The 22,949-nt window shown below is 41.5% G+C and carries 10 protein-coding genes; all 10 read left to right on the top strand.

Annotated elements, in window-relative coordinates:
- The first annotated feature begins 913 nt into the window (after nt 1-913).
- The 10 genes from WKK05_RS04320 (at nt 914) to WKK05_RS04275 (ending at nt 22,883) form a co-directional block, all read left to right on the top strand.
- Nucleotides 914-9,793: an amino acid adenylation domain-containing protein gene (locus tag WKK05_RS04320; protein WP_341528555.1), complete on the top strand. Its 8,880-nt coding sequence runs from the start codon at nt 914-916 to the stop codon at nt 9,791-9,793.
- A gap of 90 nt (nt 9,794-9,883) precedes the next feature.
- Nucleotides 9,884-10,708: a hypothetical protein gene (locus WKK05_RS04315; protein ID WP_341528554.1), complete on the top strand. Its 825-nt coding sequence runs from the start codon at nt 9,884-9,886 to the stop codon at nt 10,706-10,708.
- A 155-nt stretch (nt 10,709-10,863) separates the two neighbouring features.
- Nucleotides 10,864-11,442: an adenylyl-sulfate kinase gene (gene cysC, locus WKK05_RS04310; protein WP_341528553.1), complete on the top strand. Its 579-nt coding sequence runs from the start codon at nt 10,864-10,866 to the stop codon at nt 11,440-11,442.
- 21 nt (nt 11,443-11,463) lie between these two features.
- Entirely contained in the window at nt 11,464-13,626 is a 2,163-nt protein-coding gene (locus tag WKK05_RS04305) for a Rieske 2Fe-2S domain-containing protein (protein ID WP_341528552.1), read from the top strand.
- Nucleotides 13,623-14,678, top strand: a complete 1,056-nt coding sequence (gene fni / locus WKK05_RS04300) for a type 2 isopentenyl-diphosphate Delta-isomerase (protein ID WP_341528551.1) — start codon at nt 13,623-13,625, stop codon at nt 14,676-14,678. The genes WKK05_RS04305 and fni overlap by 4 nt, the downstream gene beginning before the upstream one ends.
- Nucleotides 14,679-14,733: 55 nt before the next feature.
- Nucleotides 14,734-15,642, top strand: coding sequence for a DMT family transporter (locus WKK05_RS04295; protein WP_341528550.1), 909 nt, complete (start codon nt 14,734-14,736; stop codon nt 15,640-15,642).
- 52 nt (nt 15,643-15,694) lie between these two features.
- A complete protein-coding gene (locus WKK05_RS04290; protein ID WP_341528549.1) occupies nt 15,695-16,303 on the top strand; it encodes a LysR family transcriptional regulator in 609 nt (202 codons plus the stop codon).
- Nucleotides 16,296-16,985 (top strand): cupin domain-containing protein, encoded by a 690-nt coding sequence (locus tag WKK05_RS04285; RefSeq protein WP_341528548.1) that lies wholly within the window; start codon nt 16,296-16,298, stop codon nt 16,983-16,985. The genes WKK05_RS04290 and WKK05_RS04285 overlap by 8 nt, the downstream gene beginning before the upstream one ends.
- Before the next feature lie 12 nt (nt 16,986-16,997).
- Nucleotides 16,998-17,792, top strand: coding sequence for an SDR family oxidoreductase (locus tag WKK05_RS04280; protein WP_341528547.1), 795 nt, complete (start codon nt 16,998-17,000; stop codon nt 17,790-17,792).
- A 78-nt stretch (nt 17,793-17,870) separates the two neighbouring features.
- A complete protein-coding gene (locus tag WKK05_RS04275; protein ID WP_341528546.1) occupies nt 17,871-22,883 on the top strand; it encodes an amino acid adenylation domain-containing protein in 5,013 nt (1,670 codons plus the stop codon).
- The last annotated feature ends 66 nt before the right edge of the window (nt 22,884-22,949 follow it).

Here is a 22,949-nt window from a genome sequence, read left to right as displayed (position 1 = left end):
TCAGTTGTGAAAAATTACACATAACTATAAGCTAGGTCTAATTAGTTATAGATAAGATACATAACTGAGCAATGGAAGAATTAAGAGATTTTATCCAAGGAAAACCAAATAAAAAAGAATTGAAACGGGCGCTGGCTGTACAATGAGATTCCAGTTGTTAACGAAAAGCAAAAACAGACATACTTTGGCGCACTGAATTATTACACGCAGGAATTTCTGATTAAACCATTCAAAAAAGGTGATTCTAAATCGGCGATGCCAAAGGCGGGCGTTTCCGCAGAGCGGACGCTTACGCGAACGCCATCGCATTCGTAGAATACCTGCTTGCTCAATATACTAAAAGCCGCATTGCTTTGATTGGGGATGGAGCTAGTTATTATAGATCAATTGAGTTTCAAGATTATTTAAATTCTGTAAGCCAAGAACTAAACGAGAACGAATGGAAAGTAACTTGTATTCGTTTTGCTCCTAATGACCCAACACAAAACTCTGTCGAGGATATTTGGTTGTATGCGAAAAAGTTTGTTAGAGAGTTTTATCATTTATGTAAATCATTCGCTATTGTCAAGCATTTAATTAAACTCGTTATTCACCATCAAATCTTCAATTTCCCCAAAATATCTATGTATGATTGATTTTCACAACTGATTTAGGATTGCTATATTAGCCTACTGTTATCAAAGAATAGTACAGTGATTGAAAAGTTTTTCGCATAGAAAAAAGGAATGCTGTTCGATGATACCTGCCGCTTGACATTATAATTCATCGATTTGAAACCGTTAAATTGATGTTTTATCATGCGGCTAAAAACATATATCAGATTCTTTTGATTCCTTATTTTAAGACTGATTGAGATGCTTTTACTAGCGCATAGTTTTCTTTTATCTAGAAATAATTACTGAAAATCAGTTTCATGAATACACAAAAATTATTAAAACACATCTCCAAGCAGAAAATTGTTATTACAGCTACGTTTACAAGTGAACCAATTGAGGATTCTCTGTCGTATTGGTTTCAAGAAATAGGAATTTTTTATTCAATAGAGTTTGCTCCCTACAATCAGGTATTTCAAGAACTTCTCAATCCAGTCAGCCTTCTGGCTAACAATCAAAATGGAGTCAATGTAGTTTTGGTTAGGTTTGAGGATTGGGAAGAAACTAAGAATCGTCTGCAATTAACAGTTGACGATTATCTAAAAGAACAAATTTTTGGCGATCGCTTACGCCATACCTTACCAAATAAGATAGAAATAGCTCACCTTAATCAGTACGAAACTGAGTATCTATATCAAGAAATTTTTGTTGATCGCGTCTATTTAAAACATGGAATTGTCTTCAATGAAGACGACTGTATAATCGATGTCGGAGCAAATATTGGTCTATTTACCTTATTTGCCCAGCAAAAATCTCCCAAAGGAACTATTTACGCATTTGAGCCTGCGCCCCATGCCTTTGATAAGTTACAGGCTAATGCAAAGCTATACTGTCAAAATACCCATCTTTTTAACTGCGGATTAGGTGGCGAGTCCAGAGAAGAAACCTTCACTTTCTACCCTCGTTCCTCAGTTTTCTCAAGTTTTGCAGCTGATACAGAGCAAGATGAAAAAGCTATTCGCTCAGTCATTATTAATATGCTGCAACGCGATAATTTTCTGGATGAAGAGTCGTTAGAACGCCTAGCTGATCAATTTATCAAGGATAGACTAGAGCGAGAAACTTATCAGGCTCAACTGCGAACTCTTTCAGAAATTATCGAAGAATACAAGATTGAAAAGATTGATTTGCTGAAACTAGACGCTGAAAAAAGTGAGTTAGCAATTCTCCAAGGTATTCAAGACAATCACTGGTCACTGATTAAACAGATAGTCATGGAGGTACATGACCAAGAAGGCAGTACGATTAAACAGGTCATGCGCTTGCTTGAAGGCAAAGGCTTTAAATTTGTTGTAGATGAAGAGTCTCTGCTGCACGGTTCAGGACTCTTTAATATTTATGCTACTCGCCTCAATCAGAACCACAACCCAGTATCACAGCAGTTTGGAAAAGATATAGCCCAAATAGAGCAAGCCGTTAAGGATTTTGGCAGTGCTTTGAAAACTGCAACGACGCGATCGCCAAATCCCTACTTAGTTTGTATCTGTCCTCCATCTCCAACTAATAATGCAGCTACTAACAGCTTATATGAGAGAATGCAAGAACTGTTAGCAGCTGATCTCAATAATGTCAGCGGTACATACTTGATAAAAAGTCAAGAATTAACTAGTACTTACCCTGTAAAAGAGTACTACGACCCCTATGGTGACGAACTAGGACATATTCCCTACACACCGACCTTTTTCTGTGCTTTGGGGACAATGCTGGCGCGGAAAATCTTTGCTTTGAAAAGCTCTCCCTACAAAGTAATTGCCCTTGACTGTGACTACACCCTATGGAGTGGTGTTTGTGGAGAGGATGGAGTTGCTGGAGTAAAAATCGATTCCTCATTTCGAGCGCTACAGGAATTTATCATTGGACAGCAAGCAGCAGGGAAGTTGATTTGTTTGTGTAGTAAGAATCAAGAAGAGGATGTATTTGCAGTCTTTGACCAACATCAAGATATGGTGCTTAAACGCCATCATCTTGCCAATTGGCGCATTAACTGGCAATCGAAATCGGAGAATCTGAAGTTTTTAGCTGAGGAACTGCAACTGAGTTTAGATAGCTTCATCTTCATTGATGACAATCCGGTTGAGTGTGCTGAAGTTAAGGCAAACTGTCCAGAAGTTCTTACTTTACAACTTCCTCAAGAGTGCCATCTTATTCTGCAATTTTTAAAGCATATTTGGGCTTTCGACCAACTCCAAACCACCCAAGAAGACCAACAAAGAACTAATCTCTATCAACAGAATGTCCAGCGCCAGTGTTTGCAACAGGATTCTCTCTCGTTTACTGATTTTCTAGCTCAACTGAACTTAGAAATTGAGATTTCCCCAATGCAAAGCGAACAACTTTCGCGGATTGCTCAACTTACCCAACGCACCAATCAGTTTAACCTCACAACAATCCGACGGTCTGAGGCTGAAATTCAACAACTTTGTAATTTAGGAAGGTTAGAATGTCGGGTGGTCAAGGTAAAAGACCGCTTTGGAGATTATGGTTTAGTCGGTCTGCTGTTGTTTGAAGCTCAAGAGAATGCACTAGTTGTAGACACATTTTTGCTTAGTTGTCGGGTACTTGGTCGGGGTGTGGAGCATAAGATGCTTGCCTATTTAGGAACTCTTGCTCAAGAAAGAGGATTGGAACGAGTCGAGCTTTTTTATACACCTACGAAGAAGAATCAACCAGCTTGGGATTTTCTGACTAGTGTTGGTAGACAATTTCAGCAGGAGAAAGATGGTGGTTGGTTATTCGAGTTTCCATCTCAAACCGCATCTGAAAGCAATTTCTTACTTATATCCGATATAGATAGCGTAGTTAAAGAAGCTGTAAAAGCAGACTCGTCCGAAGCCAAGAAAATACTTGTATCCGGTATAGATAGCGTAGTTAAAGAAGCTGTAAAAGCAGACTCGTCCGAAGCCAAGAAAATACTTGTATCCGGTATAGATAGCGTAGTTAAAGAAGCTAATGGGAGCCTAGGAAAAACAGCCTCATCTAAATCCAAGAAAATACTTATATCCGATACAGATATCGTAGTTAAAGAAGCTGTAAAAGCAGACTCGTCCGAAGCCAACAAAGTACTTATATCCGACAGATATACTGTAGATATAAATCCCGATCAAGAACCAAAATCTGATAGCTCGGTAAAAATAGCCTCCTCCGCAAACTTCTTTGAGCGCATTGCTCGGAATCTCTACAGTCCCGAACTAATTCTCAAAGAGATTGCATCACGACAACAGCGTCAACGTCCTCAGTTAGATATAGAATTTGTTGCTCCTCGCACTCCTATAGAGAAGGCGATCGCACATTTATTCGCAGAAGCCCTCAAACTAGACAGAGTAGGTATTGATGATAACTTCTTTGAACTAGGTGGCGACTCGATTCGGGGAGCTATTATGATTAATAAACTCCAAGCGCAATTAAACGAGATTATTCATTTTGTTGTCCTATTTGATACTAAGACAGTTGCAAATCTAGCAGCTTACATAGAAAAACACTACCCGCAGACAGCAGCAAAACTCCTGGGTAAGGAAATAACTGTAATTAGTGAATTACCACAAGAGCGCATCGATGAAGCTAAAGTTTTGCAAATGCGCTCGTTGATTCCTCCTCTTACTCCACCAATAGATGACGATGCAATCAAAAACCCGCCAGCTATCTTTATCCTTTCGCCTCATCGCAGCGGTTCTACTTTACTCCGCGTCATTCTAGGAGGAAATCCCCAATTGTTCGCGCCTCCAGAATTAGAACTGCTGACGTTTAATACTCTTGGGGAACGGAAAGCAGCGTTTTCTGGACGTTACAGCTTTTGGATGGAAGGGACGATTCGTACAATTATGCAAATCCGGGGGTGTAGTCCAGAAGAGGCGATCGCACTTATGGAAGAATTGTCAGCGAAAAATCTCACTACCAAGCAGTTCTACCAACTTATACAGCAATGGCTGGGCGATAAAATCTTGGTAGACAAGACCCCCTCCTACTCCATAGATTTAGAAACTCTCAAACGTGCGGAAATAAACTTCCACAACCCACTCTACATACACCTTGTGCGTCATCCTTATGCAACGATGCGCTCTTATGAAGAAGCTAGAGTAGAGCAAACATTTCCATATCAACATCCCTTCAATAGGCGAGAACTCGCTGAACTCGTTTGGCTAATTAGCCATCAAAATATTCTCGAATTTTTGCAACAAGTTCCCCAAGAACGCCAGTATCAAGTCAAATTTGAAGACATCGTTAGTCAGCCACAGACAAGTGTTGAGGGCTTATGTCAATTTTTAGGACTTGAGTTCCATCCTGATATGCTGCAACCCTACAAAGAGAAAAAGCAGCGCATGACCGATGGAATCTATGCCCAGTCTAGAATGGTGGGGGATGTGAAATTTCACGAACATCAGGGCATTAATCCTAGCACCGCAGATAGTTGGAAGCAGTATTACACCAGCGACTTTTTAGGCGATGCAACTTGGCGCTTAGCAGAGTCTTTGGGATATCAAAGAAATAACCGTGCTATTGCGAAAGTTAGTCGGGGAAATCAAACAGAATCTCAAACATTCCCGCTTTCTTTCGCCCAACAGCGGCTATGGGTTTTAGCGCAATTAGAGCCGGACAGCCCTTTCTACAATATGTTTAAGGCTGTTCGTCTCAATGGACGTGTGAATGTAGAAGTTTTAGAACGCAGTCTCAACGAGATTATCCGCCGCCACGAAATTCTACGCACCACTTTTAGTGCCGTAGAGGGAACACCTGTACAAGTAATTGCTCCCCAGGCAACGATGAAACTCTCGGTTGTAAACTTGCAACAATTGTCAGGACAAGAACAGTCAGAACAATTGCAACTTTTAGCAACCCAAGATCAATTACAACCCTTTGACCTCACCAAAGGACTGTTGCTGCGAGTCACCTTAGTACAGCTCAAGTTAGAGTCATTTGCTTTGTTATTGACCATGCACCACATCATTGGTGATGGTTGGTCAATGGGAGTACTCATCAAAGAATTGTCGAGTTTGTATCAAACTTTCTTAGTTGGCGAACCTTCTCCCCTCCCACAACTACCGATTCAATATGCAGATTTTACGATTTGGCAACGTCAATGGTTACAAGGAGGGGCGCAAGGCTTTGCGCCCCTACAAACCCAAATCAATTATTGGAAGCAACAATTAGCAGACGCACCACCTCTGTTAGAACTACCTACAGATAGGCCTCGTCCCTCCGTGCAAACTTTCCGAGGTTGGTGTTTTTCCTTCCAGCTAGATGCCAAACTGACGGCATCGCTGAAAGAACTCAGCCAAAAGTCAGGAACTACCTTATTTATGACCTTGATGGCGGCTTATGCGACTCTACTGTTCCGTTACAGCGGTCAAGAAGATATTCTGCTAGGAACACCGATCGCTAGCCGCAACCATCAAGATATAGAAGGGTTAATTGGCTTTTTTGCCAATACCTTGGTGATGCGAACTCGACTAGAAGATAATCCGAGTTTTTCCAAGCTACTAACGCAAGTACGTTCTACTTGCATGGATGCCTACGCCAACCAAGACGTACCCTTTGAACAGATTATCGAAGCTTTGCAAATAGAGCGTAGTCTTAGCCACAGTCCCCTGTTTCAGGTGATGTTTGCATTGCAGAATACCCTAATGGAGCAATTAGAAACACCTGAACTTGCGATCGCTCCTCTAAATCTAGATAACGTCAACGCCAAGTTTGACCTCACATTACAAATGTGGGAAACAAACACAGCCGAAGGAAACTCACTGCAAGGGTTTTGGCAATATAACACCGATTTGTTTGATGAAGACAGAATTGCTCGCATGACTGGTCATTTCCAGACACTATTAGCGGGAATTGTGGCGAATCCTCAAGCATCAGTAGGTACATTGCCATTGCTAACTGAGCGTGAACGTCATCAATTGCTAGTGGAATGGAATGATACCCACGTACCATATCCCGATACTAAATGTATCCATCAAGTGTTTGAGGAACAGGTAGAACAAACACCAGATGCTGTGGCTGTGGTGTATGAGGATGAGTCTCTGACATATCGAGAATTGAACGATCGCGCCAATCAATTAGCGCATTATCTACAAAGCTTGGGAGTTAAAACAGAAGTATTAGTGGGGATTTGCGTCGAGCGATCGCTCGAAATGGTACTTGGGCTGCTAGCTATTCTCAAAGCTGGCGGAGCATACTTACCACTCGATCCGGCATATCCTCAAGAACGTTTGGCTTATATGCTGAATGATTCTCAGGTTGCAATACTGCTGACTCAAGAACAGTTAAAAGCGCAGATCCCAAAAACCAACGCTCACGTTATATTTTTAGATACTGACTGGGAAGAGGTAATTAGCAAATATAGCCAGGAAAATCCCACAAGTGAGACATCGAATCATAACCTAGCTTATGTAATTTATACCTCTGGTTCTACAGGAAAGCCAAAAGGCATAGGCGTTACTCATCAAGCTGTTAATCGGTTAGTTTGTAACACTAACTACGTGAAGTTAACAGCTAATCACCGAGTTGCTCAAGCCTCGAATGCAGCTTTTGATGCTGCTACCTTTGAAATTTGGGGAGCTTTGCTTAATGGAGCTAGTCTAGTAGGTATTACTAAAGAAGTTCTGCTTTCGCCGCCACAACTTGCTATACAACTGCAAGATCAGCAGATTGACTTTTTGTTCGTCACAACAGCTTTATTCAACCAGTTGGTAAGTCAAGTACCAGGGATCTTTAAAACTCTACAAACCGTTTTATTTGGCGGAGAAGCGGTTGAACCAAACTGGGTGCGGACAGTACTGCAAAATCAGCCTCCAAAGCGACTGCTTCACGTTTACGGCCCAACAGAAAATACTACTTTCTCTTCCTGGTACTTGGTGCAGGAAGTACCAGAGGGTGCAACAAATTTGCCAATTGGACAACCAATTGCTAATACACAAATCTATATTCTGGATCGTCATCTCCAACCTGTACCGATTGGCGTTCCTGGTGAACTATGTATTGGAGGTGATGGTTTAGCCAGAGGTTATCTCAACCGTCAAGATTTAACCGAGGAAAAGTTTATCTCAAATCCCATTGCTGAAGCACAATTAACTTCTAGCAAAAAGTTGTATAGAACAGGAGACTTAGCTCGGTACTTACCTGACGGAAATATTGAGTTTATTGGCCGCATTGACAACCAAGTTAAAATCCGTGGTTTCCGAATTGAGCTTGCAGAAATTGAGGTGATTTTAACTCGACACCCCCAAGTACGGGATGCAGTTGTCATTGCTAGGGAAGATCAGCCTGGTATTAAAAATTTGGCAGCCTATGTGATCCCCGAAGGAAAACAGCCTACCAGTAGCGAGTTGCGATCGTTCGTCAAAGAAAAGCTCCCCGACTACATGGTTCCTGCATCTTTCACAGTTTTGGAGGTATTGCCGATTACGCCCAATGGCAAGGTAGACCGTCGTGCCTTACCAGTACCAGAATTCGAATTTAATGACTCGACTGGCTTTGTCTCTCCACGTACCCATGTTGAAAAAATCTTGGTAAAAATTTGGCAAGATGTTTTACGATTAAAACAAGTTTGTATTCACGACAACTTTTTTGAATTGGGTGGGGATTCCATTATTGGAATCCAAATCATCGCCAAAGCTAATCAAGCTGGGTTAAAACTGACTCCAAAACAGCTATTTCAGCACCAAACCATTGCTGAGTTAGCTGCTGTAGCAGTGACAACTACCTTTAAGGAGGCAGAACAGGGTTTAGTTAAGGGCATTGTTCCCCTAACACCAATTCAGCATTGGTTCTTTGAGCGGAATTTACCCGAACCCCATCACTTTAACCAATCTTTCCTGCTAGAAGTTCCGCCAAATATCCAACTGGAATTACTAGAACAGGCATTACAAAAGCTGGTGTACCATCATGACGCTTTACGGCTGCGGTTTGTGCAGCAAGCAGCGCAATGGCAACAGTACAACAGTGATGTGTGCGATGCAGTCTCATTAGCAATCGCTGATTTGTCCAACCTGACTCAAGCAGAACAATCAAAGGCAATTGAGTTAAAGGCAGATGAAATACAGCGATCGCTAAATTTAGCAGATGGGCCGCTACTGCGGGTCGTTCTGTTTAACTTAGGCAAATCTTCCCCTAGACGCTTGCTCATCGTCATCCATCACTTAGCTGTGGATGGGATTTCCTGGCGGATATTGCTGGAAGATTTATCTGCGGCATATAAACAATTAGATAGTGGGAACAACATCCAACTTCCTGCAAAAACAACTTCCTTCAAGGATTGGGCAATCAGATTGCAGGATTATGCAGGCGCTCAAGAACTGCACTCAGAACTAGATTACTGGCTGCAAAGGTCGTTGGCAGTTGCTCCTTTACCGTTGGATTTTGTTGCTGTTGCCTCAGAAAACACTGTTGATTCAAGTCAGATTGTCTCTATATCCCTAAGTGCAGAACAGACTCGCGTTCTGTTGCAGGATGTCCCTGGAGCCTACAACACTCAAATTAACGATGTACTCTTGACCGCATTAGTACAAAGTTTTGCTGGATGGACAGGCTATGACTCCCTACTGATTGAATTAGAAGGTCACGGACGAGAGGACTTGTTTGAGGATGTAGACTTGTCCCGCACAGTAGGCTGGTTTACTAGTATATTCCCCGTTTGCTTAAAACTTGGAGGTCTTCACCATCCTGGAGAGGCTCTCAAGTCGGTCAAGGAGCAACTGCGACGCATCCCCAACCGAGGCATTGGCTATGGCATCCTGCGGTATCTGAGCATGGATGCAACCATAAGCAAGCAACTTGAGTTACTCCCTCAAGCTCAGGTGAGCTTTAATTACTTGGGTCAATTCGACCAAACGCACCTAACGCCCCTTGGTTGGAAATATGCCCAAGAGTCTAGCGGTTCTATTCACAGTCCCAAAGGACAGCGCCGCCATTTGTTAAATGTGAATGGATTAGTCATTGAAGGCAGATTGCAACTGGAGTGGAAATATAGCGCAGCTTTCCATCACCAAGCTACTGTAGAAAACTTGGCTAAAAACTATCTGAAAGTCTTAGAAGCTATTATCGACCACTGTATATCTCCAGAAGCAGGAGGCTATACTCCTTCAGATTTCCCTGAAGTTGGTTTAAGCCAAGAAGCGTTGGATGAACTGCTAGCAGAAATTGAATGAAGTCGTTAACAATTCGTCTCTGATAAGAGAAGACTTGCCCTCACTTTGTCCATTGTTTTAAGTTTTCCACACCAACCTTATTTATTGTTTATGACAATCTCGAAAGCGACATTCACAACCACGCGTAATCCAGGGATTTTGGTTAATAAATTTGCTTCCAAAATCTCTTGTATTTCTTATCAGAGTATGCGTAGGTCTAGCAGAGTATTGAGAGAATTTGTACTTTATTATTTTCCAATTTATAACCTCTCAATGAATGACTTCTTTCGGTTTTATCCCATTTTAGGTTTTATTGAAGCTCTGGTTTATCAAACTGATGATGAAGTTGAGAAAATTCAAAGTGAAGGCTATGGAACGCTTCAACATTCTCCTTGGCAATCCAAACAAGAAATGATTTTGGCTGTTTTAGAAGAGTATAATCTTAAACATTGTAAAGTCGAATTCTATATGCAAAAATTAGGAGAATATTTTGAATTAGAAACCCAGCTATTAGCAACTTCTCATGTTACTCATGAAATGATTAAAAAGGCTGCTGAACTACGCTCTTCTGACTATAGAGTATTACATTGTACTTTGCTAAAAATGTTAGGTTTAAATTACGGAGAAGAAGAGTTAAATGAAGAATTGAAACTCATGTGGGCTTTAGAAGTTGTCAATGATATTGAAGACGATTTGATGTTTTACTCAGAGGATGTAGCAGCTAAGCATTATAATACTTACAGAATGTTTGTGAAAGTTTATAGAGAAAAAGCTCCTTACTACTTAAAGAAAGAGTTGAATTTTTATGAGAGTTTATTTCATAAACAAATAGGGCGTTTTTCAGGAATGAAACGAGAATGTTTCATCAAATCTTGGAATGCTTATCGCCTAGATCATCCAGTACCATCTATCCCGGAACCAATTCTAGAAGATTAATATTAAGTATTGTCAATGGCTAATAGCCAATTGCTAATTGTGAATAAATTAAAGCTATTGGTTATTAGCAAATTGATGTATAATTTGGGAAAAAATGGAAGCTTAAAACTCTTAAAATACACTTTTTTAGACCAGCAGTTTAGTAAAAGGGTAAGATGGTGGAGAAACAGCGTGGCGTAACAATATGGTTAACTGGTTTGAGTGGTGCTGGCAAAACTACCATCTGCCAATTTTTGGAGACCCAGTTGCGATCGCAAGGATATAAAATTGAAGTACTAGACGGCGACGTAGTTCGCCAAAACTTAAGTAAGGGGTTAACTTTTAGCAAAGAAGATCGAGACGAAAATATTCGGCGAATCGGTTTTGTAGCTCACCTGCTAACTAGAAATAATGTGATTGTGCTGGTTTCGGTAATCTCGCCATATCGAGCAATTCGTGAAGAAACTAAAGAACGGATTGGAGATTTTATTGAAGTATACGTTAATGCACCATTAGAAGTTTGCGAACAGCGAGATGTCAAAGGGTTGTATAAAAAAGCTAGAGCTGGTGAAATCAAAAATTTCACTGGAATTGATGATTTATATGAAATACCTCTTGAACCTGATGTTGAATGCAAAACTAATGAAGAAAGTATTGCCCAAAGTGCAAATAAAATTTTAACTAAGTTAGAAAAATTAGGATACACCAATTATCTATCGATGCCACAATTCCAGAACAATTGCTCGCGAATCTGATGGAAAGTAGGAAAAAATGAAATGACTTTAGTAAAAGAAAAGGAACTGTGTAAACTTTTTGTTGAAGTTGGACGACAGCAATACTCCCTTGCTGTTGTGGGTACTAACCTTGCTAAAAATGATGAAGTAGCATGGAATAATTTTGTCAGTATTTTATTGTCAGCAAAGGGTGAGCCTGATGTTGAAACAGTCTATAAATATCTCGTAAATGCAGTTGTTGAATATAATAAACGTCATAATACACAAGTCAATATCAAAACTGTTTATAATTATTTTGCCGCTAAAATTATTCGTTCCATTTTTGTTGAACCATCAGAACTAAAGAAAAATTGGTATTTTATTTGTCGTGCAGCAGAAATTCCCCAGCCTGGAGATTTTGTGACTGTGCAAATTTTTCAGGAACCGTTGGTGGCTGTGCGCCAAGCAGACGGGACGATTCGCGTTTTCCTCAACGTCTGCACTCATCGCCAAGCACCAGTATTTGAAGGTCACGGTTGTGTAGGCGTAGATAAACCGGCTCTTTGTCCTTATCATGGATGGGCATTTGGTATAGATGGTCATTGCAAGAATGCACCAGGGGCAAATAGAGGAGAATTTGGCGCTGATTTTGACCTGAAAAATTACAGTTTGCAGGAGTTTGAGGTCAAGATTGATGAGAATCAAAAGGTTTTTGCCAAGCTTTCAGAAAATAATCACCTCAAGCAAGAATCCCAACCTGAGAACCAGCAAAATATCGGTGTAGAAATTACTAATCTGCTCAATTCTGTGAGTCCAGGCTATGCAGATGGGGAAAGCGCCACACTTCCAGAACAAATCCGCCTGTGGTTGAGAATTGGTTATTTAGAAGCAGAAATTAAACAGCTAATTGCAGATATTACTCAAGGAAGAACCAACGATAATCGCCAATTAACTCTAGGGTCATTAATTGGGGAACTCAAACACGCTATCTTGACCGTCGATAGTGATGGGTCAACCTCAGAACTGGATGAAGTGCTGCAACGAGTTTATAGCAGTGACGAGCAAAGCCAGTTAATTGAAAAGTCCATTAAGTATCCTAAAATTGATACTGATGGCATAGAATATTCCGAATCATCTGAAAGAAGACAAGCATTGCCAATATGGATTTATGGTGATGCAGCATTGTTTGCTCTCGAAATTGAGCATTTAATTAAACCAACTTGGCAATTTGTTTGCCATATCAACGAAGTTCCGCAACCGGGTAACTTCACTTGGCTGGATATTGTCGGTGAACGAGCCTATGTCATCCGCACTACAAGCGGTGAATTGTTCGCCGGCAAACTTCAGGATGTCACACAACGGGGGAGTTATCCAAAATTTGGTTTACCAAACTACGGTTTAGAACCCATCGATATTGACATTTTTTATGGATTTATTTTCATTCGCTTTACTTCGGAAGGTTCAAGATTAGCCGAAAGTTGGTATCTACCTGGCTTATTAGAACCTTACAAACTTGAAGATATGCAACCCATCGGTGGAGCCGGTCAGTATGACATTAGTGTGGAGGTGGATTACAAACTCCTGTGGGAAAACTTCTTAGAAGATTACCACTTTCCCATGATGCACAAAGGTTTAACCCGGCGGTTTGGAGTGTCGAGTGATTGTGAAGGCATCAACGGCATGATTATTCCCATGCGCGACCCGGCTTCACCCAGCTTAACCCCAATCGAGCGACAATACTATAATTGCGCCAAAGCGATCGCTCGACATTCTTGGGAGCGTGAGCAAGAATTACAAGATTTTGCTGCTGAAAATGATTCTCTGCCCGAAACGCTGTGTTACTCAGCCTTCTGCTCGATGTCAGCGCAAGAAGAAATCCCCATGCCTTTTTCTTTAAGCGTATTTCCTGAACACGTCCAAACTTTTTCGTTAGTTCCCGCCGGGCCAAGAGAGTGCCGTTTTCATGTTCGCAGTTATGGACATACCCTTAATCCTGATGACACCAACAGTAAAACCATTGAAGAGGCGCGTCTAGCGAACATCCAACTGCTTTTGGAATCTTTACATGAAGACATTCGCGTTAACTACATCTGTCAAGACAGCGTTTCATCGCGGCTGTTCGAGAAAATCGGAGTATTCAGTATTGCCGAATTTGATGTTGCTAAGTTTCAGGAGGCTATTTACACCAAGCTACCAATAACCCGTCGTCAACGAAAACCATTATGACTACCACTGTCCCATCAGCCAATGCTGTAACGGAAATTGAGACTCGCAAAGCTGACCATCTACGTGTCTGTTTAGAGGAGGATGTCCAATTTCAGCACGTAACTAGTGGATTCGAGCGCTATCGCTTTACCCATGATTGTCTTCCTGAAATTAACTGTAGCGACATCAATCTGCAAACAACCTTCCTGGGCAAAAATCTCGGCGCTCCCCTACTAATTTCTTCCATGACAGGGGGAACTGAATTGGCGCAGCTAGTCAATACTCGTTTAGCAACTGTTGCTCAACGCTACCGATTAGCAATGGGAGTTGGTTCGCAACGAATTATCATTGAACAGCCTCATTTAGCTCCTACCTTTGCCGTCCGTTCTTTTGCTCCTGACATTTTGTTGTTAGCGAACTTGGGAGCTGTGCAACTAAATTATGGATGTGGGCTTGATGATTGCTTGCGGCTTGTAGATTCCTTGGAAGCGGATGCACTGATTTTGCATCTTAACCCCCTGCAAGAATGTGTGCAATCACGAGGAGATACAAATTTTCGGGGGCTGTTGGGTAAAATTGCCCAACTTTGTCAGCAACTACCCGTTCCAGTTGTTGTCAAAGAAGTGGGAAATGGAATTTCTGCGGCGATGGCACAAAAGTTAATTGATGCGGGAGTGACAGCCATTGATGTCGCTGGCGCAGGTGGAACTTCATGGGCAAAAGTAGAAAGCCAACGCGCAAAAGACAACAAGCAGCGCCGTTTGGGACAAACTTTTGCTGATTGGGGTTTACCAACCGCAGAGTGTCTCAACTCCATCCGGGCGTTCGCACCAACAATTCCCTTGATTGCTTCTGGCGGGCTACTCACCGGATTGGATGTAGCAAAAGCGATCGCTTTAGGAGCCGATATAGCAGGTTTAGCCCGGCCTTTTTTAGAAGCAGCCGTCAAATCGGAAGCCGCCGTTGATGAGTTAGTCGAAGTTCTGATTGCTGAACTCGAAACAGCTTTATTTTGTACTGGCAATGCCACTTTAGCAGAACTCAGAAGTTCTGGGGCATTGCAACGTGTCTAGGTAAAGGGAATAGGAAAGCAATGTGTGTAATTGATTCTGTTTAGGTACTTTTAAGATGAAGCTAGATGACTGCAATCAACCGACGCCAAACGCCCTCCACATTCAGGGCATAATTGCGATCGCGATCGTCAGTTTAATATGGGCGACAACCTTCCCACTGACCAAAGATGCAGTCACTAGCTTTTCGCCAGCTGTACTTACCGCCAGCCGTTTCACCCTTGCAGCAGCGATATTTACTCCATATTTACGCTCTATAAATACTCAGATATTACGCGACGGCACAGTTTTAGGACTCCTACTTTTCGCCTGCTTCGCCTTCCAAGCGATCGGGCTAGAAACTGCCAATGCCAACCGGGGAGGATTCATTTTCAGCCTAAATGTAATCATTGTACCCATGTTAGGGGCGTTATTCGGTCAGCCGTTGCTAGTTAAAACTGTACTTGCCGCTGGAGTTGCCCTCACAGGTATCGGCATTATGTGCTGGGAAAATGGCTCTCTAGGCATAGGTGACTTGTTGTTATTTGGCGATACCTTCATTTATGGGGTTTATATGCTGGTACTTCAAGAAACGGCACAACGCCACTCAACCCTATCCCTGACTGCCATCCAACTGTGGATTGTAGCAGTATTAAGTACCATCTGGGCAGTGCCGGATCTGAACGTCGGGCAATTTGAGACTCTAAGCAATAACTGTGGTATTATCCTCTACCTCGGTCTGGTAGGGACTGCTTCAACCATCTGGTTAGAAACAATAGGTCAGCAATGGATTTCAGCAACTGAAGCTGCGCTATTGTGTACCCTCGATCCGGTACTCACGTCCATCTTCTCTTTTTGGTTACTTGGCGAGAAGTTTGGAGTACGCGGTTTTATTGGCACGGCTATGGTACTAACTGCATTATTTTTGAGTCAGAGTAAGTCTCAATATATAAATCGAAAATTAATATTTGGCGCAGAAGATGTTTAAAAATTAGTAATTTTAACTTTCTTTTTTTTACTATATAGCCTTGGTTAAAACTATGCTGAAGTTTTCGATTGAATTTCGACCTCCTATTCCTCCGGCCAAAACTTTGATTATAGGCACATTGGGGCCCAGCGGTACTAGTAGTGACTATGCTTCCAGCTATATAGTCAAGCAATTAGAGTCAGAAGAATTGACTGGAAAAATTCAGTTATTTAATAGCTTTGCAGATGTCAAAGAAGCTTTGTTACAAGACAAGGTGGATTTAGCTCTAGTTCCTCATGCTTACCATTTGATTAATGAGTTTTATATGGAGCCAAGTTTTGATTTGGGCTTCATTTTTATCTATCCTACTCCAGTTTATGGATTAGCTAAAAAGAAAAATACAGAGGTAGTTTTCAAGGGAGCTAGACTTGTTACTCATCCTGCGCCCTTACCTTTGTTATCAAGACTATTACCAGACTCCCTAGACCAATCAGAAATTCAGGTTGATTTGTCTCCTTCTACTAGCGATGCGGCAATTCAAGTACAACAGGGTTTAGCTACTCTAGCTATTACTAATGAAAACGCTGTTGACGCTTATGGTTTAGAGTTTATTTCCACTTATGGAAAAATCCCTATGAGCTGGTCAATTTTCTATAAAAGATTAGCAGAAAGTCATGTCTAAATTTTTTCCAACTCCCAAAAAGACAAATATTAGTTTAGATGTAGAGTTAATAGCATTTGAATGCCAAGACACACTTGTTCAATTAGTGTATCTGGCTCCAGGAGCTAATTTTGCACTACACGAACATCTAGAAAGCCAGATGGGTATGATAATTTCTGGACGTTTAGAAATGAACGTTAACGGAATTAAAAAAATTATTGAGCCGCTGCAACAAGCCTACATTGCCAATGCTTATGTTCCTCACGGTTCTGTAAATATTTTTCCAGAAACAGCACTAGTATTCGATGTAAAACGAATTATAAATTCTTTAGAAAAAACTGACGAGGTATTTCTCAATGTAGCGCCTAAAAAAGATGAAATTACTGGCTTCTCATGCAAATCTATAGTTGCTTCTTGGTTTGAGATTGCAATTACTGAAATTCCGCCAAGAGGAATAATCCCAATGCACCAATCGGCTAGCGAACAAATGGGAATAATCCTCAATGGTAAGTTGATGATGTCTGTGGAAAATGAACAGCAGCAACTAGAATATGGTAGGATTTATTACGCTCCACCTGATGTCCCTTATGGAGGATATAATTCCTCTGATGAAGCAGTATCTTTAATTGAAATTTTAATTCCGCCTCGTTCTTATTTATCTTACAAAGAAGCTTCTTTAAGTGAAATGCTAACTACGACCTAGAGGATTATTAACATGGATTTAGGGCTAACAGGGAAAGTAGCTTTAGTAACAGGAGCAAGTGCTGGTATTGGTTATGCCATATCCGAAAAACTGGCAGCAGAAGGTTGTCATTTAATTATTTGTGGGAGAAATGCAGACCGATTAGAAAAAGCTTATCAAAGTCTAGTGCATTTTCCAGCAAAAATTCTCAGTTTATCGGCTGATGTTCACATAGCAAACGACTGTGAAAAATTAGTGCAATCAGCTCTCAATCAATTTGGTAAAATTGATATCTTGATAAATAATTCCGATGGAGCTAATTTTTCTAGCATTGCGGTAGAAAATCTATCTGATGAAGATTGGATAACTGTATTTGAAGGGAAATTAATGGGCTATATCCGCATGACCAATCTGGTTTTACCTAACATGAAAAATCAGCATTGGGGACGAATTGTCAACATTATTGGCACATCAGGGAAAGAACCCTCTCCTCGTTTAATCAAATCAGGAGTAGCGAATGCAGCATTAATCAACTTTACTAAATCTGTAGCTACGCAAGTTGCAAAGTGGAATGTGTTAGTTAATTGTGTCAATCCTGGGATTATTGATACACCAAGGCATAGAGAATATCTAGAAGTATTTGCCCAAAAGGAAGACCGAAATATTGATGTAATCATAGAAGGAATAGATAATACCATTCCTATAGGTCGTCGCGGTCTTTCTGGTGAGGTTGCTAATTTAGTTGCTTTTCTCAGTTCAGAATGCGCTAGTTATATCACTGGTGTGAATATTCCAGTAGATGGTGGATTGTCTACAGGGGCTTTTTAAGTAATTTAATTGCATTTCTCTCTGCGCTCTCTGCGCCTCTGCGGTTAATTAAAAATATATATTTTATAAAAAACAGCAATGCTAACTATACAAAATAAAAATAAAACAAAAGATATCGAAGCCATCTATCCCCTTTCGCCAATGCAGCAGGGGATGCTATTTCATACTCTATATCAGCCAGAATCAAGAATATACTTTGAGCAGTTTCGCTTTACTCTTCATGGCGATTTAAACAAGAGTGTGTTTGAACAAGCTTGGCAACAGGTGGTGCAGAGACACTCGGCTTTACGGACTCTTTTTGTTTGGAAGAACCGCAAACAAGCAGTCCAAATAGTTCGTAAACAAGTTAATTTACCTTGGATTAACAGAGATTTGCGTTTGCTTTCACCTGAAGAACAACAAACACAAATTATTTCTTTTTTAAACACAGATAAAGAGCAAAGTTTTGAACTTGACAAAGCTCCCTTAATGCGCTTTATTTTATTTCAGTTAGCAGACGAGGCTTATCATTTTGTTTGGAGCTTTCATCATATATTACTTGATGGTTGGAGCTGGCCGATTCTCTTCAAAGAAATCTTTGCTTTTTACGAGTCTATCACCAACAATCAACAGTTATATTTAACTCCAACTCGCTCTTACCGAGATTACATTAATTGGTTACAGCAGCAAGACTTGTCTAGTGCAGAGGAATTTTGGCGGCGAACTCTTGAGGGTTTTACTGCTGCTACCCCTTTGGTTGTGGAACAAGCAGTAGGGCAGATTGCTCACCAGCAAACCAGTTATATTCGACACCAACATCTATCAGCCGAAGCAACTGCTACATTAAAATCTTTTGCCCAACAACATCATCTTACCCTTTCTACCTTGGTGCAGGCAGCTTGGGCGTTGTTACTGAGTCGCTACAGTGGTGAGCCTGATGTGGTGTTTGGGGCTACAGTGTCTGGTCGTCCTCATAGCTTATCTGGTGTAGAGTCGATAGTGGGGTTGTTTATTAATACCCTACCTGTACGGGTAAAAATCCCTGAAACAACTGATTTATTGCCTTGGCTGGTGCAATTGCAACAAGAGCATATAGAACGGGAGCAGTATTCATACACCTCACTGGTAGATATTCAAGGTGCGAGTGAGATTCCTCGGAATCAACCTTTGTTTGAAAGCATTGTTGTGTTTGAAAATTATCCTGTAAACGTTACACTGCAAGCACTTCCAGGGAATTTGAGAATAGGCGATCGCCAAGCCCTCGGAGAAACGAATTATCCTTTAACGGTGGTGGCAATTCCCAATGATGAACTAGTAATCAAAATCAACTACGATCGCGATCGCTTTAACGCAGATACTATTGACCGGATGATTGGTCATTTGCTCACACTGTTGCAGGGGATTGCTACTAATTCTCATCGCAGTGCAGGCGAACTAACGCTACTCACACCAGCAGAACAAGATTTACTGCTGGTACAGTGGAATGCTACCCAAGCCGCCCAACCCATCAATTATTGCATCCATCAATTATTTGAGCAGCAAGTTGAAAAAACACCTGATTCTGTGGCGGTGGTGTATGACAATCAACAATTGACCTACCGACAGTTAAACCAACGTGCCAATCAGCTAGCGCACTATCTGCAACATTTAGGTATCAAGCCAGATGTACCTGTGGGGATTTGTCTGGAACGTTCTTTAGAAGCGGCAGTTGCCATATTAGCAACCCTCAAAGCTGGGGGTGCTTGTGTTCCCCTTGACCCTACCTATCCTTCAGAACGTTTAGCATTTATGCTGACGGATACTTGTGCAACCGTTGTATTGACCCAAGCTAGTTTAAAAGGAATTGGGGAAGGTGGGGCCCCCTCTGGGGATAAGGGGCAATGGGGATTAGGGACTAGGGATCAGGAAAATTTGGTGAGGGATTCTGATCCGTTAGCCAGTACCCAGTACCCAGCCCCCAGTCCCCACGTGATTTTGTTAGATGAAGAATGGGGTGAGATAGCCAGAGAATCTGATATCAATCCTCAGACAGATGCACAAACACAGAATTTAGCTTTTGTAATCTACACTTCTGGCTCTACAGGAACTCCTAAAGGTACTCTTGTCCCCCATAGATCGCTCACCAATTTAATAGAACACCATGAGGCGAAAATGGCAACAGGCGTTGGTGTTCTCCAATTTGCTTCCCTCAGTTTTGATGTCAGCTATCACGAAATGTTTGCGGCGTGGGGTTTGGGTGGCACGCTGTATATGATTCCCGAAGGCGATCGCAAGGATTTAGATAAATTAATTCAGTTACTTGCTCAAGAACCAATTGCCAAAGTTTTCCTTCCTGTTAGCATCTGGCAACAATTAGCAGAAATATACGGAGAGGAAGAACATCTATTTAAAAACATTAGAGAAGCGATCGCCTGTGGCGAACAACTCCAGATTACTCAACCAATGATTAAGCTATTTCAACGTCTGGAGAATTGTAGACTTTATAATTTTTACGGCCCCACGGAAGCAGATTTAGTCACAGCTTATACCTTTAGCGAAAATCCAGAAGAGTGGCCTATTTATCCACCAATTGGTCAGCCTGCCGTTAACGTGCAAGTTTATCTATTAGACCACAATCTCCAACCCGTGCCGATTGGTGTTCCTGGAGAACTCTACGTTAGCGGTGATGGTTTGGCTCGTGGCTACCTCAACCGCCCAGATTTGACAAACCAAAAATTTGTCCCAAATCCGTTTGCGAAGGCAGAAGGTTTTTCCCCCTACTCCCCAATCCCTACTCCCCACTCCCAAAGAAGACTATACAAAACTGGCGACTTAGCTAAATACCTACCAGATGGCAACATCGAATTTTTAGGACGGATAGACGATTTAGTCAAAGTCCGGGGTTTTCGGGTTGAACTTGGCGAAGTTGAAGCGGTTTTGAGCAAACATCCCCAAATTAACCAATCAGTCGCTAAAGTGTTTGGAGAAAGTGCCAGAGAAAAATATTTGGTCGCTTACTTTGTACCAATTCAAGGACAGATTCTCGCCGTCGAACAGTTGCGTACTTTTCTGCAAGATCAGTTGCCAGACTATATGATTCCGTCAGCTTTTGTGCAGATGGAGTCGTTTCCTTTGACCTCCAATGGTAAAGTCAACCGTCGCGCTTTAAAAGAACCAACAACCAGCCGACCGGAATTAGCTCAAACTTTTGTTGCACCCCGAACTCCTACCGAAGAAATTTTGGCAAGTATCTGGAAGGATGTTTTGGGGTTAGAACAAGTTGGAATTTACGACAACTTCTTTAATTTGGGAGGACATTCTTTACTTGCTACTCAAGTTATTTCTCTGACACGCAAAGCATTTAAGGTAGAATTGCCTCTGCGAAGTTTATTTGAATCTCCGGCGATCGCAACTTTAGCTAGAACAGTCGAGACAGCCAACCAGCAAGAATTTCTGCCGGAAATTGTACCTTTGCCTTGGCGTAGCCCGTCGCAGACATCGCAAGAGAGAGTATTACCAATCTCCTTAACTCAGCTAGAGTTTTGGTTTTTCGAGCAATTCTATCCCGGTAATCCTGTTTACAACCTGCCGCTAGTCTATCGCGTCACAGGTTCGCTGGATGTGAAAGCGTTAGACGAGAGTTTAAGGGAAATTGTGCAACGGCACGAAACGTTGCGAACCACTTTTAAGATTGAGAATGGACAAGTGGTTTATGCCATTTCCCCCGAACCTATATTTGACTTTGCAGTAGTAGACTCACAAGACATCGGGGAAACTGAAGCAAAACGACAAGCAGAAAAAGAAATTAAGCAACCTTTCGATTTGGCGCGGGGGCCATTACTGAGGAGTAAGCTTTGGCGGTTGAGTGAAACTGAGCATTTGCTTGTTGTCACTACACACCATATTGTCGCCGACGGTTGGTCTTTTGGCGTGTTGACCCAAGAACTGGCAACCCTTTACGAAGCTTTTTCTCAAGGTAAACCCTCCCCCTTGACTGAGTTACCTATCCAATATGCAGACTTTGCACATTGGCAACGGCAATTATTGCAGGGGCAAGTTTTGGAATCACAGATGCAATTTTGGAAACAACATCTAGGTGTTACACCTCCAGTATTGCAGCTACCAACCGACCATCAACGTCCACCAGTGCGAACCTTTACAGGTGCGCGTCAACCTTTGGTAATTTCTCAAGACTTGACCAAAGCACTCAAGGCATTGAGTCAGCAGGAAGGCGTAACCCTATTTATGACCTTGTTAGCAGCACTCAAAACATTACTTTTCTGCTACACAGGGCAACCAGACATCATTGTCAGCAGCACTGTTGCCAATCGTACCCGCCAAGAAACAGAAGGACTGATTGGTTTCTTCGTCCACTTACTGCCATTTTGCACCAACTTAGAAGGCAATCCCACCTTCCGAGAACTACTGCGACGGGTGCGGGAAGTGGCTTTAGGAGTGTATGCACATCAAGAAATGCCCTTCATTAAGCTAGTAGAAGAACTGCAACCAGTTAGAGACTCTAGTTATACATTGCTAGCTCAGGTGATGTTTGTCTTTCAAAATACTCCAGAAGATGATTTAAAACTAGCAAATTTGACTTTAAAGGAGGAATTCATTGCAACAGATACCAAAGACACAGCCGAGTTTGATTTGAATTTGACACTCCAAGAAACAACAGGAGGAATTGAAGGCGCTTTAGTTTACAAAACCGATTTGTTTGAAGCTGCTACTATTACCAGAATGGTTACGGTATTTCAAAGTTTACTTGAATATATTGTGACCAATCCTGACCGGCGTCTTAGTGAACTTCCCTTTTTATCTGAAGGGAAAAGTCTGCCAATTCAAAATATCAAATTACCATTAGCTAAGAAAAATTATCAGAATGATTTTGCTGAACCGGGCAATCCTATTGAAGAAGTTGTGTTGGCTATTTGGAAAGAGGTTTTAGGATTAGAACATATTAGTACTCAAGATAACTTCTTTGACCTTGGAGGACATTCCGCTCTTGTTCTGCAAGTTATGTACAAAATACAAAAAGTTTTCCAAGTAGAGTTACACTTAGTTTCCCTATTTGAAAAACCTACCATAGCTCAGCAATCAGAAGCCATTAGCAATTTATTAAAGAGTTTATAGTAATAGTAAAATGATTTAAACTAACCGCAGAGACGCAGAGAGAAGGCTAAATAGAGATTTTAATGA

Source organism: Nostoc sp. UHCC 0302, from assembly GCF_038096175.1.
Lineage (GTDB): Bacteria > Cyanobacteriota > Cyanobacteriia > Cyanobacteriales > Nostocaceae > UHCC-0302.
This window is presented reverse-complemented; position numbering and strand designations above follow the sequence as displayed.

Excerpts from the sequence above, each read along its gene's own strand:
- WKK05_RS04320 (WP_341528555.1), top strand. The coding sequence starts at position 914 with ATGAATACACAAAAATTATTAAAACACATCTCCAAGCAGAAAATTGTT.
- WKK05_RS04315 (WP_341528554.1), top strand. The coding sequence starts at position 9,884 with ATGACAATCTCGAAAGCGACATTCACAACCACGCGTAATCCAGGGATT.
- cysC (WP_341528553.1), top strand. The coding sequence starts at position 10,864 with ATGGTGGAGAAACAGCGTGGCGTAACAATATGGTTAACTGGTTTGAGT.
- WKK05_RS04305 (WP_341528552.1), top strand. The coding sequence starts at position 11,464 with ATGACTTTAGTAAAAGAAAAGGAACTGTGTAAACTTTTTGTTGAAGTT.
- fni (WP_341528551.1), top strand. The coding sequence starts at position 13,623 with ATGACTACCACTGTCCCATCAGCCAATGCTGTAACGGAAATTGAGACT.
- WKK05_RS04295 (WP_341528550.1), top strand. The coding sequence starts at position 14,734 with ATGAAGCTAGATGACTGCAATCAACCGACGCCAAACGCCCTCCACATT.
- WKK05_RS04290 (WP_341528549.1), top strand. The coding sequence starts at position 15,695 with ATGCTGAAGTTTTCGATTGAATTTCGACCTCCTATTCCTCCGGCCAAA.
- WKK05_RS04285 (WP_341528548.1), top strand. The coding sequence starts at position 16,296 with ATGTCTAAATTTTTTCCAACTCCCAAAAAGACAAATATTAGTTTAGAT.
- WKK05_RS04280 (WP_341528547.1), top strand. The coding sequence starts at position 16,998 with ATGGATTTAGGGCTAACAGGGAAAGTAGCTTTAGTAACAGGAGCAAGT.
- WKK05_RS04275 (WP_341528546.1), top strand. The coding sequence starts at position 17,871 with ATGCTAACTATACAAAATAAAAATAAAACAAAAGATATCGAAGCCATC.